Source organism: Cyanobacterium stanieri LEGE 03274, assembly GCF_015207825.1.
GTDB classification, from domain to species: domain Bacteria; phylum Cyanobacteriota; class Cyanobacteriia; order Cyanobacteriales; family Cyanobacteriaceae; genus Cyanobacterium; species Cyanobacterium stanieri_B.
In genome coordinates this window covers 60,580-74,566 of record NZ_JADEWC010000016.1, presented here as the reverse complement: position 1 = coordinate 74,566, position 13,987 = coordinate 60,580, and the positions used below count along the sequence as shown (strand labels likewise).

The following is a 13,987-nucleotide window of genomic DNA, read 5'->3' as shown; positions in this document are numbered from 1 at the left end:
TCCCTGTTCCCTTAAATAACAGATCACCATTATAACCGTTCCCTATTCCCCATTCCCTGTTCCCTTAAATAACAGATCACCATTATAACCGTTCCCTATTCCCCATTCCCTGTTCCCTTAAATAACAGATCACCATTATAACCGTTCCCTATTCCCCATTCCCTGTTCCCTTAAATAACAGATCACCATTATAACCGTTCCCTATTCCCCATTCCCTGTTCCCTTAAATAACAGATCACCATTATAACCGTTCCCTATTCCCCATTCCCTGTTCCCTTAAATAACAGATCACCATTATAACCGTTCCCTATTCCCCATTCCCTGTTCCCTTAAATAACAGATCACCATTATAACCGTTCCCTATTCCCCATTCCCTGTTCCCTTAAATAACAGATCACCATTATAACCGTTCCCTATTCCCCATTCCCTGTTCCCTTAAATAACAGATCACCATTATAACCGTTCCCTATTCCCCATTCCCTGTTCCCTTAAATAACAAATTTGATGAGGTAATCATTAGTATAATGGATTAGAAAAATGATTGTGGATAAGTTTCAATGGATACAGAAAAACTAACTAAATTAGAGTCTAAATTATATAGCGAAATACCCCTACTGGGCGATCGCCTTAGACAACAAGCCATTAAAGAATTATCAGCAATAAAAACCCCCCAATCCATTGAAATATTAACCAAGGCTCTAATTTTTAGTGAAGATAAGAACGTGAGAAATGGGGTATTAAATACCCTGCGACAAATCAAATTACAAGATACCGCCCTCATCGATGCGGTGTGTCAACTGTGGGCAGATAATCGAGAAATTGAATTAACTAAGTTAATTAAATTAAAAGGATGGGTAGCCAATCAACCCCTAAAATTAAGAGTATTGACGGCGGTTAGTTTAGGTTGGCAAGGAATTTTAGAGGAAGAAAATAAAATCCAAGTTGCGGAAATTCTCTTGGATTTATTAAACGATAAAGAAAGAGAAATCCGAGACAAAGCAAGGGAATGGTTAACTTCTTTGAGTGATGAAGACTTACAAGCCCATATGTGTCGTTTAGCTAGTGAAAAAAATAATCAGGATGCCTTAGACATAGCCATTGAAGTAAATTATCGACCCCTTGAGCCTTCCCAATCAGCCTTATTTTATTATTTTACTCAACAATGGGAGCGTTATCAAGACATTGATCCTGATTATCATCTCCTTGAAGAAGTTTATTACCATGCCCCCGATGAATTAAAAGAAAGAATTGATAGTCATGGTATCGGTTTAAAACGCCTAGAATGGTTATGGATGTTACTTGGGGGTAAAGAGGGAAGAAGAATACCAACCATTGGCGCTCAAAGATGGAAAAAAATATTAGAGGTGATGACTTCGGCTAGAAATTGGGATACCCTGTGGGAGTTAATTACCGTTGTGCCAGTGAGATGGAGTCGGGAAATTGTCAAAATTCTCAAAAATAATCGTTGGTTGCCCAATGCCCCCGAAGAAAAACAGATTTTTAATGAGGTGCTTAATTTTTCCCTGAAAATCAAGGGTAAGTCTATTCCCCAAGGTAAGTTAATTCGTTGTGTTTATGATTGGCATCATGGAGATAAAATAAGTGCGATCGCCCTTACCCCCGATGATAAAGTATTAATCAGTGGCGGTGGAGAATTAATCAAATTATGGAATACCGAAACAGGGGCGCCTATTACCCAGCTAAAAAGACATATCAAAGGAGTAACTACCCTTGCCCTCAGTAACGACGGCATCACCCTTGCCAGTGGTAGTAGAGATAAAACCGTCTCCGTGTGGCGTATTCCTGAAGGTAATAATCTAACCAATCTTTCGGCCAATAACGCCTCCGTTTGGTCTTTATCCATGACCAATGATAGTAAAATAATTGCTAGTGCTAGTTATCGAGAAATCCGTTTATGGCAATATCCCTCAGGAAAACTCTACAAAACCCTAACGGGATTTAAAACCGAAGTAGAATGCACCCTCATTAGCCATGACGATAAATATATTATCGCTGGGGGCGGAAAAAATGACCATACCATTAGAATATGGAATCTTCCCGAAGGAGAAAATAAATATACCCTCACGGGGCATCAAGGCGCCATTACATCCCTTGCCCTCTGCCCTGCTAATGCAACCCTTGCCAGTGCCAGTAAAGATGGTACAGTAAAATTGTGGTCATTGTCCACAGGGGAAAATAAAGCTACCCTAGAGGGTCATCATAGCACCATTTGGCAACTGGGCATTACCCCCGATGGCACAACCCTTGTCACTGTAAGTGAGGATAAAACCATCAAAATTTGGCAACTGGCCACAGGAATGCTCAAAGCCACCCTAGAAGGACATCAAGGGGCTATCTGGTGTCTGGATATTAGTCAAGATGGTAAACTACTAGCCACGGGAAGCCGTGATAATACCATTCGATTGTGGAGTTTGCCCGATGGTAAACCCATGGGAGTGCTAAAAACTCATCAAAAACCCATACGTCATGTTAAGATAGGGTGCGATCGCACCTTCATCATCACAGGAAGCGATGATCAAACTCTCAAACTCTGGAAATGGGATTTACCCCAACTGTGTAACTTACCAATTTTTAATATATCCACCCCCCAACAAAAATCCATCTCAGACATTCTTTCTAACCAAGAATTGACCCCCGAAGAAGAAAATTGGTTAAAACTAACAGAAAAATTACTAAACATCAAAAATCAACGAAATCAAACCATTCCATCAGAAAAAAATTTGCCCTCTAACACCGATGAGAATAAAATAAACCTTGAACAAAGCAGAGAAAAATAGATGTCCATAATACCCGAATTACCTCAAAATCTAGGCTCAAAACTATTCTTTCAAGGCAGAAAATTTCAATTTGAAGTAAACAAACTCCGACTCCCCAACGGCGTAGAAGGTGAATGGGAATGTATTCGCCACCCCGGAGGAGCATTAGCCGTCCCCATCACCCCAGATGGTAATTTAGTATTAGTACGTCAATATCGTTTTGCCGTTAAAGGCAGACTGTTAGAATTTCCCGCAGGGACCATTGAAAAAGGAGAAAATCCCCTTTCCACCATACAAAGAGAAATTGAAGAAGAAACAGGATATAAAGCCCATCAATGGCAAAATCTGACTAAATTTCCCCTCGCCCCCGGTTACTCCGACGAATATATTTACCCCTTTCTAGCCCAAAATCTAGAAAAACTCCCCCATCCTCCCCACCAAGACGATGACGAAGACATTGAAGTTGTATTAATGTCACCAGAGGAATTAGAAGAAATTATTTATCGAGGTAGTCAGGTAGATGCTAAATCCGTTACAGCCTATTTCTTAGCCCGTCGTTTTTTAAAAGAAAATTAATTGGGCCGGGGAATAGGCAATGGTTTTTAACGGTTTATAATTGTAAATTATTTTCCCTTCCCTAGCGTAACTAAATAACCTTTTTATTAAACATTGAATATGAAACCACAAGTAATATTTTTAGATGCCGTAGGCACTCTTTTTGGTGTAAAAAATAATGTCGGTTGGGCTTATACTCAAATATCACAAAAATATGGCGTTAACTACGATAGCCAATTAGTTAATCAAGCCTTCTATCAATCCTTTCAAATATCTTCCCCTCTATGTTTTGATACCCAATCAGAAAACCTCATTAAATCCCTTGAGTTTGATTGGTGGAAAAAAATTGCTGAAAATACCTTTCAATCACTGAATTTATTAGATCAATTTACTAATTTTGATGACTTTTTTATCGAACTATATCAGCATTTTTCTACCGAAAAACCTTGGTATATTTATAATGATGTAATCTTCAATTTAAACCTATGGCAAAAACAAGGAATTAACCTCGCCATTATTTCTAACTTTGATACCCGTATTTTTTCTGTTTTAGATAGTCTTGATTTAAGTAAATATTTTTCTAGTATTACCATCTCATCCTTATCTGGAATGGCTAAACCCCATCCGAATATTTTTCGTCAAGCCTTAGAAACTAATAATTGTTTTCCAGAAAATGCTTGGTATATTGGAGATAGTAAAAAAGAAGATTATTGGGGAGCTAAAAGCGTCGGGATGAAAGCCTTTTGGTTGTCAAGATAACTTTACAAGATTATTACCTTAGCTAATCACTGAATAATAAATTATGGTATCGCTCAATGATGCTATGATACCAAGTCAGATTGATAAAGTTTATCATCACCCACCTATGAATTTACAACTATAAAAACCTTAAAAACCATTGCCTATTCCCTATTTTTCGTCTTAATATTTCATTAAATATTTAATATTATATTTATGAGAGCGCACCCAATTAATCTTTATTCTCGACTTTGAATAATCAATTATTTACACCTAACACTTAAAATCTTACCTATTTATTAATCGCCATTTCAGGCTTATCACTGAAAAAAGTATTTAAAACTCGCTCAGCAATTTGGGGGCTAGTTAAACCCAAATCGGCAAAGGATTGCGCAGGGGTAGCATGATCTACTAAAATATCAGGTACGCCGATACGTTTTACGGGTACATTAACATTGTGATCGATTAAAGCCTCTGCCACCGCAGAGCCAAAACCACCCATAATACAACCTTCTTCAAGGGTAACAACCTTACCGATTTTCTCCGCCAAAGGTACGATTAAATCAGTGTCAAGGGGTTTCACGAAACGAGCATTAATTACCGTGGCTTCCACCCCATGCTCACTCAAAATCTCGGCAGTTTGCATGGCATTATTAACCATTGAACCATAACCGACTAATAAAACATCATCCCCATTGCGTAAAATTTCCCCCTTACCGATGGGAATTTCCTCCCAACCTTCTTCGGCTAAAGGTACTCCTAAACCATTGCCACGGGGGTAACGCATGGCGATCGCACTTTCCTTGTACTTAATACCAGTTACCGTCATCCGTTGCAACTCCGCCTCATCCTTGGGCGCCATAATCACCAAATTAGGAATACAACGAAGATAAGCAATATCATACATCCCTTGGTGGGTAGGGCCATCAGCGCCCACAATTCCTGCCCTGTCTAAACAGAAAAACACAGGAATTTTTTGAATACAGACATCATGGATAATCTGATCATAAGCCCTTTGTAAGAAAGTAGAATAAATCGCCGCCACGGGAGTCATGCCCTCACAGGCTAAACCAGCCGCCAAAGTGACAGCGTGTTGTTCAGCAATACCCACATCAATATATTGTTTAGGTAACTTTTGCTGTAACTTATCCAATCCTGTACCCGTCGCCATAGCTGCCGTAATCCCGATGATTTTGGGGTCATTTTCTGCCAAAGTAGTTAGGGTATGGGCAAATACCTTAGAATAACTAGGAGGCTTAGGTTTATTAGAAGGAATAGGCTTACCAGTGGTCAAATTAAAAGGACTTTGGGCATGATAACCCACTTGATCCTTTTCTGCCATGGAATAACCCTTACCTTTCACCGTTACCACATGGACAAATACAGGGCCTTTCACCTTGTGAGCTTTTTGGAAAGTATTAATTAACTCCCCAATATTATGACCATCCACCGGACCAAAATAAGTAAATCCTAACTCCTCAATTACCGCCCCTACCTTGGGCATGGCAAGGCGTTTCATGGCTTCTTTGAGGTTTTTCATTTCAGGAGAAAGATTTTCACCATCGCCAAAGAATGGGAAATGCTTAAACTGTTCCTCAATATTACCTGTTAAAAATTGAATCGGATCTGATAAACGTACTTTATTTAAATAACGGGAAATGGCGCCTACATTGGGAGAAATAGACATTTCATTATCATTCAATACCACCATTAAATTAGTATTGGGTAAATGTCCGGCGTGGTTAATAGCTTCTAATGCCATGCCTCCAGTTAAAGCACCATCGCCAATTACCGACACAACTTTAAAATTTTCGCCCTTGGCATCCCTTGCCAAAGCCATCCCTAACCCTGCTGAGATGCTCGTGGAGGCGTGTCCTGCTCCAAAATGGTCAAATTTGTTCTCCGAACGTTTTAGATACCCCGCAATGCCATCTTTTTGTCGGAGGGTATGGAAATCATGGTAACGTCCTGTTAACATTTTATGGGGATAGGCTTGGTGTCCTACATCCCAAATTACTTTATCCTGTTCTAAATCAAGGGTATTGTAGAGGGCGATGGTTAATTCTACGACTCCGAGTCCAGGCCCTAAATGTCCTCCTGTGGCGGCAATGGTTTCTAGGTGTTTCTCTCGTATTTGTTGGGCAATGTCTTCTAATTGGCGTATGGATAAGCCATGTAGTTGATTTGGGTGAGTAAGTTCGCTTATGTGCATTATATTTTTATTCCCCTATTTTTTTCTATCTGACTTTACTATCTCAGATAAACAGTTCTTTTCTTTATTTTGTCTTAATTTTTGTAATTATGCTTAAAAATACGAGATTAAGTATTGTAGCGTTGGTGATTTGTTATTTAAGGGAACGGGGAACGGGGAACAGGCAACAGCGATAATAGAGTTGTTGCGAAATAGTTTTTTTGCCAAATTTCGTCCTTATTTGATAAGGGTTTCAGATACGCAGATATTTAATTCACAACAAGTCTAATATTTTGATAGATTTCTAGTGTCATTTAATTATATTTCATACAATTTTGATTAAACAACACCTCATCTCCTCATCCCCTCATCCCCTCATCCCTTCATCCCCCATCCATCTAAATTCAACAACGTAAAAAATTTAGTGCATTACTCACGTTAGAATATAGAAGATTTTAGCTAAATAGAAGAAAAGGAGCTGATATTTAACTATGCCAGACAAGAAAAACCCAGAAATTGACCCTATTCCCTCATTGTTAGCGGAATTTAGTGATCCTGAAGTGGAAGAAGAAGAGTTTAGAAATGATTTCTTTCAGGGGTTGTCGGGTAGAAGGAAAAAGGCTGCTTTTGCTTTGACTCTGATTTGGGGTGTAACTATCGGTTTACATCTTATTCCTTGGAATATTGTCATCATTACATTGTTAGGATTATTGATTGTTTTTCAAACCGTTAGATTAGTTTTTAATAATCCTACAGATAATCATCTTCCTGCTTTTTGTGATATGGAGACTTTACCTTCTGTTTCTTTATTGGTTTCTGCCAAAAATGAGGAAGCAGTAATTAAAAAGTTGGTGACGATGTTACTTAATGTTGATTATCCCCGTCATTTATATGAATTATGGATTGTGGATGATAATAGTGGCGATCGCACTGGTAAAATATTAGACGGGTTAGCCCAAGAATATGACCAATTAAACGTTATCCACAGAGACGGATTAGCGAAGGGAGGAAAATCGGGGGCGTTGAATCTTGCTTTTTCTCAATGTAAGGGGGATATTATCGGTGTGTTTGATGCCGATGCGGTAATTCCTGAGAATTTATTACAAAAAGTTGTTCCTTTATTTGTCAGGGAAAACATAGGTGCTGTGCAGGTGAGAAAAGCCATTTCCAATGCTCAGGAAAATTTTTGGACTAGGGGGCAATGGGTGGAAATGTCTCTGGATAGTTATTTTCAAAAGCAAAGAATTAATTGTGGTGGCATTGGGGAATTAAGGGGTAATGGGCAGTTTGTGCGTCGTGATGCCCTTAATCGTTGTGGTGGTTGGAATGAAGAAACCATCACCGATGACCTTGATCTTACCATTCGTTTACACCTTGATAATTGGGATATTGATATTTTAGAATATCCCCCCGTGGGCGAAGAAGGGGTAAAAAGTGCGATCGCCCTTTGGCACCAAAGAAGTCGCTGGGCAGAAGGTGGTTATCAACGTTATTTCGACTATTGGCGTTTTATCCTCACTAACCGCTTGGGGTGGCGCAAAAAATTTGACCTCATTTTCTTTTTTGTGGTGCAATATATCTTCCCTACTGCCGCCATTCCCGATTTAGTCATGGTATTGACACGCCATCGTTTACCCTTGGTTGCCCCCCTTAGTAGTCTTACCCTCTTTCTTGCCTTCTGGGGAATGTACACGGGTTTAAAACGTAACCAGAGTAAACCATCATTCACCCTTGGTGAACATTTAACCATGATTGCCCAAAGTTTTTTGGGTATGATTTATATGGTGCATTGGTTTATCGTCATGCCCCTGACAACGGCGAGAATGTCTGTGCGTCAAAAACGCCTCAAATGGGTTAAAACAGTCCACGAAGGGGATGCCGATGAAAATCTCGAATTAGCTTAGAATTTATGGATGATAGGGTGGGCAATGCTCACCTTTTTTTATCCCTTACCATCAAAAACAAGATCCTAAAAATTATCATAAAATAGAAGTAATATTAGGTTAATTTAATCAAATAATTATCAATAGTCTTTTATGTCTTCTCCTGTATTAACATGGCTAATTATAGGCTCATTATTTTGTTTAATGGAGCTGATATTTCCCACTGCATTTGTGGAATTTATGATGGGTTTAAGTGCTTTTATTGTTGCGGGTATTTCTCTTTTTTTTCCTTACAATAATGCTCTAATTGTTATTTGGATGTTGCTTTCATTTGGTTTAATACTTCTGGCTAAAAAATATTTTTCCCCGAAAAAAAATGACCCTTTGTTATTAGAAGAAGATGAAGCGGTTACCATAACGGCGATCGCCCCAGGGGAAGTAGGTAGAGTTATGTATGAAGGAAATTCATGGCAAGCGGTATGTGCCGACGAAACCATCGAACTAAATCCCGACCAAAAAGTATATATTGTTAGTCGCCATGGTAATACCTTATCGGTACTTCCTCGACAGTTTTAAATTTCATAAAAACTTAACAAAGAGCAAAATTTTAACTTATTTTAATAAATAAAACCCTTGATTAATAATATCATTTAAACATAGAGAAAAGAAATTTTACATAACAATAAATATCAAAAATAAACAATCATGGAACAACTATTTTTTATCGTAGCTTTAGCAGGTTCAGCAATTTTCGGTAGTGTTAAAATTGTTAACGAAAAAAACGAATATTTAGTCGAACGTTTAGGAAGCTATAACAAAAAACTTTCCCCCGGGCTAAATTTCGTTGTCCCCTTCCTTGATAAAGTGGTTTATAAAGACACCATCCGAGATAAAATCCTTGATGTACCACCCCAATCCTGTATTACTAAAGATAACGTTGCCATTAGCGTTGATGCGGTTGTCTATTGGCGCATCGTTGACATGGAAAAAGCCTATTACAAAATAGAAGACTTACAAGCAGGGATGCAAAACCTTGTTTTAACCCAGATTAGGGCGGAAATAGGTAAACTAGAATTAGACGAAACCTTCGTCGCCCGTACAGAAATCAATAATATTCTGTTGCGAGAATTAGACATCGCCACCGACCCTTGGGGTGTTAAAGTATTAAGGGTAGAATTAAAAGATATTACCCCCTCCATGGCGGTACAACAATCCATGGAACAACAAATGGCCGCTGAAAGGAAAAAAAGAGCAGCCATTCTTACCTCTGAAGGGGAAAGGGATTCGGCCATCAACTCCGCCCAAGGTAGGGCAGAAGCGAAAATTTTAGAAGCAGAAGCCCTCAAAACAGCGGCTATTTTAGAAGCAGAGGCAGAAAAACAACAACAAATTCTCCAAGCCCAAGCCACCGCCGAAGCCCTACAAATTGTTGTGAATCAGTTACGGGGAGACACCCTCGCCCAAAAAGCATTACAATTTTTACTCACCCAACAATATTTAGAGACGGGTAAAATTATTGGTAGTAGTCAAAGCAGTAAGGTAATGTTTATGGACCCTAGTAGTATTATATCAACTCTCGAGGGAATGGGTTCTTTGATGGATAAAAATGCTCAATTAGGTGGTAAATAGATAACACTTTCAGCGCACCTTAATTATCTTTTTTGAGCATCAGTAAATTATGCTCATACATATTCTGATTATCTAATAAGAATAATTGTTGTATTTTTCGCCAATTTAACCATTGTTGTCGTTGATTATTACTGATTAAAATATCTAGGTTAGGTAATTTCTTTTGCCAGTTTTTACCAATCTCTTTTTTAATCTGGTTTAATAAAATGGCATTATCCTGTATGTTACCTAAAATTTCTTGTACATTTACTATTAAATTTAAATAATCATGGTATGGTTGCCCATAACAGTCTGTTAATAAGTCCATTTGATAACGAGTTTTTTTAGCTTCTTTTCTTAACTCGTGAATGATTTCTTTTTCTTCTTCTAAAAGGTTTTTTACTTCTTCTAAGGTATAGTCTTCTTTAATGGTAATTTGATAATTTTGATCAATTTTTGTACCTACAAACCATCCTGATTGTAAATGTAGTTTACTAATTTGAGGGATGATTAAATTATGAGCAACTTCTGTTATGGGTAAGGAAGCGATAAGATTAAATTGAGGTTCTTTTAACCATTTTTTTAGGGAATATTTGATATTTTGATACTCTTTTCCTTGTAAAACCTTGATAATTTTATTTTGATTATCCTTATTTTTATTATCTAATTTTTCCATAAATTGATCACATATTTTTTTCTCTCCATCATTCAGAAAATGATAATAATATTTAGTTAAATTTTCTTTTAATACGTCGTTATCTCTTTTTTTTCCTAATATTTGAGCGACCTTACCAATCTTTTTTTCATCCACTAATTTTGGTAATTTTAAAGCAGGATAAAACCCTATTAAAACACTTCTTAATCTTCTTAATCCTACTCTCATTTGATGGATATATTCAGGATTTTTATTATGTAAAACACCCTTTTCATTTTTAATTATTTTTTTTGTGCTAAGGGCGATCGCACCATAGGCATAATCAGCAAAAACATAGGGTTTTTTGTTATTAATTTTCATAAAAAATAAACTCCTTTTTATTATTATTTTTGTACTTGAATTACCTGTAAACTACCTCCAGCATATAACTTTTTAGAAATCACTTTAAAACCTTCATCCATTAACATTTGCGACAAATCAATTTTAATTAACTGCCATGCCGTGGAAGTTTCAAATAGCCACATAAAAATACTTAAACCTGGCACAAATAATAAATTATGGGGTTTATGTAAATCAATAAAAGTAAAAATTCCCTTCGGTTTTAATACACGATAAATCTCCGCAAAAATTTGCTTCAACTCCTCCCTATTCATTTCATGTAAAGCAACGCTAGTATGGACAATATCAAAAGTATTTTTATCAAAAGGTATTTGTTGGGCTAAACCTTCCACATAATCGGCTTGAGGCACATTTTTTTTCGCCTCTTGCAAAGCAAGGGGAGATATATCCAATCCTGTCACACCCTGAGAATACTGCACTAAAAATCGAGTTGTTTGCCCTTTTCCACAACACAAATCCAATATTTTTGTATCTTTGTCTATGGTTATATTTTCAAGGGCTAAATGACGAAATCTTTTCTCTCCTCCCACGGGCAAAGCTGCTATACGGGAAATGCCATCATATAACCACTGGTATTTATAGCTTAGAGGGCGTAGAAATGTTGCCATAATAAATTTAGTAATTATTAAAGATTGGGTTTTATAAAAATAGTTGAAGTAAAAAGTTATGAAAGTTTTGAGATTTGATAAAATGGAATAATTAATATTTTTTATACCACTTTAGTATTTTAAATTCGTAATTAATATAAAATTTACTTCATCAGTTATTAAATAAGTTTTAGTTCTATTTCTCTAATCATCAAGCCATATAATTCATTATAAACTGAGGAAATTTCCACAATATTATATTTTTATAACGGATTACTCAAACTTATGATAAGTAACAAAAACAAATTACTTATAATTTACTCGATACTTGCCGTAAAACATCAGGAATAATGGTATCTTCAGAAAATTCCAAAATAGTTTCACTATAGCCAAGGTAACCTGAATTAGTGAAGAATAGTAACATTCTTGAAAGGGCAAACCAGACTTCTTCTTCAAATTCCCAATCTGCAGAAACAGGGGAATAACCGCTTATGGATTTTAAAGCCCAAAAATAATTGTTTCTGACAATGGACGCATTTTTTTTATATTCTGGTAAATCTTTCTTGTTAATGTAAAGGATATTATCTTGTAAGTAACTTTCCATTGTACAATCTTTTAATTATCTTTTTTAGTTTATACTTTTCCTTGTTTGTTAAGGGGGTAATTTTGACTTTCTCTAATTTTTGATTTTTTTTAGTTACTATTCATGTAAATTGAATACTCTAACAAAAAAGCTACTTTTTTTATAGCAATAATACATAATAAAACAAATAAAGATGACCAATATATGTTAAAATTAAATATTAAGAAATAGCGTGAATTTATTTTAAGTAATGGGCTTAGATTTTCGTAATATAAATACTGTTTGGAGTTCTTTAATTGTTGATACTTTTGCTAAATTAGGATTAGAAAATGCTATCATCTGTCCTGGTTCTCGTTCTACTCCTTTAACCATTGCCTTTGCTCAACATCCTACCATAAAAACAATTCCTATTTTAGATGAACGTTCAGGGAGTTTTTTTGCCCTTGGTATGGCGAAAAGTAGTCATAAACCAGTAGTTTTGGTTTGTACATCAGGCACTGCAGGAGCAAATTTTTTTCCTGCCATTATTGAAGCTAAATATAGTCATATTCCTTTAATTATTTTAACAGGCGATCGCCCCCCAGAACTAAGAGAATGTCATGCAGGGCAAACCATAAACCAAGTCAATTTATATGGTAATTATCCCCAATGGCAAACAGAATTATCATTACCATCCACCGATTTAGAAAGACTTTTTTATCTCCGACAAAACATAATTCATGGATGGGAAAAAAGTATCTATCCCACAGGGGGTATAGTTCATTTTAATATTCCTTTTCGTGAACCTTTAGCACCCACCAAACAACTTAATTATACTCAACAAGAAATTGAAAATATCAATCATATATTAGCTGAATCTACCTTTAAAATGTCCCCTTTGAAAATTAATTATGATGGTAATTATCAAGAAATTATTTCCCAATGGCAACAATATCAAAAAGGCATTATCATAGCGGGGGTAGATTGTCCCGATAATCCTTCATTGTACACCAGTGCGATCGCCCTTTTAGCCCAACAATTAAAATTTCCCATCTTAGCAGAAGCCCTCTCCCCCATTAGAAACCATTACCCCTCCCACAGTAACTTAATTTGTACCTACGACACCATCTTAAGAAATCAAGAAAATAGAGAAAAATTAAAACCAGAAATAATTATCTTAATAGGGGAATATCCTACCAGTAAAGAATTAAGAAAATGGCTTACCGAAAATAAAACATTAACTTACATAATTACCCCCACCCTAGATAATTTAGACGCCCTTCATAGCCACACCCAACACCTAAGAATTAACATAATAAATCTAGTAAAAAATATTCAAGAAAAACCCACCCATAAAGATACTAAAAAAAATGAAATATATCTTAAGCAATGGTTAAATATTAACGAAAAAATACAAAATAAAATTGACCATATAATGGATAACCATCAAGAATTATTTGAAGGAAAAATATCATGGTTACTATCCAAAAATCTTCCTCCCCATATACCCATCTTTATCGCTAATAGTATGTCCGTCAGATATGCCGAATACTTTTGGCAACCAAACCAAAACCCAAGGGAAATCTACTTCAGTCGTGGTGCCAACGGTATAGATGGCACTTTATCCACCGCCCTAGGCATCGCCCAAGAAAAACATCAAGCCGTATTATTAACAGGTGATTTAGCACTACTGCACGATACCAACGGATTTTTGATAAATCAACACCTATCAGGAAGTTTAACCATTATCTTAGTTAACAACCATGGCGGTGGTATCTTTGAAATGCTGCCCATAGCCGAATTTAACAACATCTTTGAAGAATACTTTGCCACTCCCCAAAACATAGATTTTAAACATTTAACACAAACCTATAATGTAAAATATAAACTCATCGAAAACTGGCAAGAATTAATTAACAATATCAAAAATTTATCATCCCAAGGCATCACTCTCCTAGAAATCAAAACTAACCGTAAATATGATTCATGGTGGTTAAAAAATCAATTACCTAACCTAAGTAAAAGTTAAAAT

General features: G+C 36.3%; 11 protein-coding genes. 7 read left to right on the top strand and 4 right to left on the bottom strand.

What is annotated here, in order from left to right; genetic code table 11:
- Window positions 1-557 precede the first annotated feature (557 nt).
- From IQ215_RS08660 to IQ215_RS08650, 3 genes are all read left to right on the top strand, one after another.
- Window positions 558-2,798, top strand: a complete 2,241-nt coding sequence (locus IQ215_RS08660) for a HEAT repeat domain-containing protein (RefSeq protein WP_193800915.1) — start codon at window positions 558-560, stop codon at window positions 2,796-2,798.
- The gene (locus tag IQ215_RS08655; RefSeq protein ID WP_193800914.1) at window positions 2,799-3,353 is read left to right on the top strand and encodes an NUDIX hydrolase; all 555 of its coding nucleotides are present in this window, start codon (window positions 2,799-2,801) and stop codon (window positions 3,351-3,353) included. It begins immediately after the preceding gene.
- Between the two features lie 99 nt (window positions 3,354-3,452).
- A complete protein-coding gene (locus tag IQ215_RS08650; RefSeq protein WP_193800913.1) occupies window positions 3,453-4,091 on the top strand; it encodes an HAD-IA family hydrolase in 639 nt (212 codons plus the stop codon).
- Window positions 4,092-4,362: 271 nt separating this feature from the next.
- Here the strand turns inward: IQ215_RS08650 and dxs are convergent, their stop codons facing one another.
- Window positions 4,363-6,282: a 1-deoxy-D-xylulose-5-phosphate synthase gene (gene dxs, locus IQ215_RS08645; protein ID WP_193800912.1), complete on the bottom strand. Its 1,920-nt coding sequence runs from the start codon at window positions 6,280-6,282 to the stop codon at window positions 4,363-4,365.
- Between the two features lie 470 nt (window positions 6,283-6,752).
- Here dxs and IQ215_RS08640 point away from each other — a divergent pair, with 470 nt between their 5' ends.
- From IQ215_RS08640 to IQ215_RS08630, 3 genes are all read left to right on the top strand, one after another.
- On the top strand, window positions 6,753-8,165 hold the full coding sequence (locus tag IQ215_RS08640) for a glycosyltransferase (protein ID WP_193800911.1): 1,413 nt from the start codon (window positions 6,753-6,755) through the stop codon (window positions 8,163-8,165).
- Between the two features lie 132 nt (window positions 8,166-8,297).
- Entirely contained in the window at window positions 8,298-8,720 is a 423-nt protein-coding gene (locus IQ215_RS08635; protein ID WP_193800910.1) for an NfeD family protein, read from the top strand.
- A gap of 129 nt (window positions 8,721-8,849) precedes the next feature.
- On the top strand, window positions 8,850-9,773 hold the full coding sequence (locus IQ215_RS08630; protein ID WP_193800909.1) for an SPFH domain-containing protein: 924 nt from the start codon (window positions 8,850-8,852) through the stop codon (window positions 9,771-9,773).
- Window positions 9,774-9,792: 19 nt separating this feature from the next.
- Here IQ215_RS08630 and IQ215_RS08625 read toward each other — a convergent pair whose 3' ends face one another.
- The 3 genes from IQ215_RS08625 to IQ215_RS08615 form a co-directional block, all read right to left on the bottom strand.
- Window positions 9,793-10,767 (bottom strand): CHAD domain-containing protein, encoded by a 975-nt coding sequence (locus IQ215_RS08625; protein ID WP_193800908.1) that lies wholly within the window; start codon window positions 10,765-10,767, stop codon window positions 9,793-9,795.
- 23 nt (window positions 10,768-10,790) lie between these two features.
- Entirely contained in the window at window positions 10,791-11,414 is a 624-nt protein-coding gene (locus IQ215_RS08620) for a class I SAM-dependent methyltransferase (protein ID WP_193800907.1), read from the bottom strand.
- Window positions 11,415-11,703: 289 nt separating this feature from the next.
- Window positions 11,704-11,997, bottom strand: coding sequence for a hypothetical protein (locus IQ215_RS08615; protein WP_193800906.1), 294 nt, complete (start codon window positions 11,995-11,997; stop codon window positions 11,704-11,706).
- Window positions 11,998-12,226: 229 nt separating this feature from the next.
- Here IQ215_RS08615 and menD point away from each other — a divergent pair, with 229 nt between their 5' ends.
- The gene (gene menD / locus IQ215_RS08610) at window positions 12,227-13,984 is read left to right on the top strand and encodes a 2-succinyl-5-enolpyruvyl-6-hydroxy-3-cyclohexene-1-carboxylic-acid synthase (RefSeq protein WP_193800905.1); all 1,758 of its coding nucleotides are present in this window, start codon (window positions 12,227-12,229) and stop codon (window positions 13,982-13,984) included.
- The last annotated feature ends 3 nt before the right edge of the window (window positions 13,985-13,987 follow it).

Coding starts and splice junctions, on each gene's coding strand:
- IQ215_RS08615 (WP_193800906.1), bottom strand. CDS start 11,997: ATGGAAAGTTACTTACAAGATAATATCCTTTACATTAACAAGAAAGAT.
- IQ215_RS08640 (WP_193800911.1), top strand. CDS start 6,753: ATGCCAGACAAGAAAAACCCAGAAATTGACCCTATTCCCTCATTGTTA.
- IQ215_RS08620 (WP_193800907.1), bottom strand. CDS start 11,414: ATGGCAACATTTCTACGCCCTCTAAGCTATAAATACCAGTGGTTATAT.
- IQ215_RS08630 (WP_193800909.1), top strand. CDS start 8,850: ATGGAACAACTATTTTTTATCGTAGCTTTAGCAGGTTCAGCAATTTTC.
- IQ215_RS08625 (WP_193800908.1), bottom strand. CDS start 10,767: ATGAAAATTAATAACAAAAAACCCTATGTTTTTGCTGATTATGCCTAT.
- IQ215_RS08655 (WP_193800914.1), top strand. CDS start 2,799: ATGTCCATAATACCCGAATTACCTCAAAATCTAGGCTCAAAACTATTC.
- menD (WP_193800905.1), top strand. CDS start 12,227: ATGGGCTTAGATTTTCGTAATATAAATACTGTTTGGAGTTCTTTAATT.
- dxs (WP_193800912.1), bottom strand. CDS start 6,282: ATGCACATAAGCGAACTTACTCACCCAAATCAACTACATGGCTTATCC.
- IQ215_RS08635 (WP_193800910.1), top strand. CDS start 8,298: ATGTCTTCTCCTGTATTAACATGGCTAATTATAGGCTCATTATTTTGT.
- IQ215_RS08650 (WP_193800913.1), top strand. CDS start 3,453: ATGAAACCACAAGTAATATTTTTAGATGCCGTAGGCACTCTTTTTGGT.
- IQ215_RS08660 (WP_193800915.1), top strand. CDS start 558: ATGGATACAGAAAAACTAACTAAATTAGAGTCTAAATTATATAGCGAA.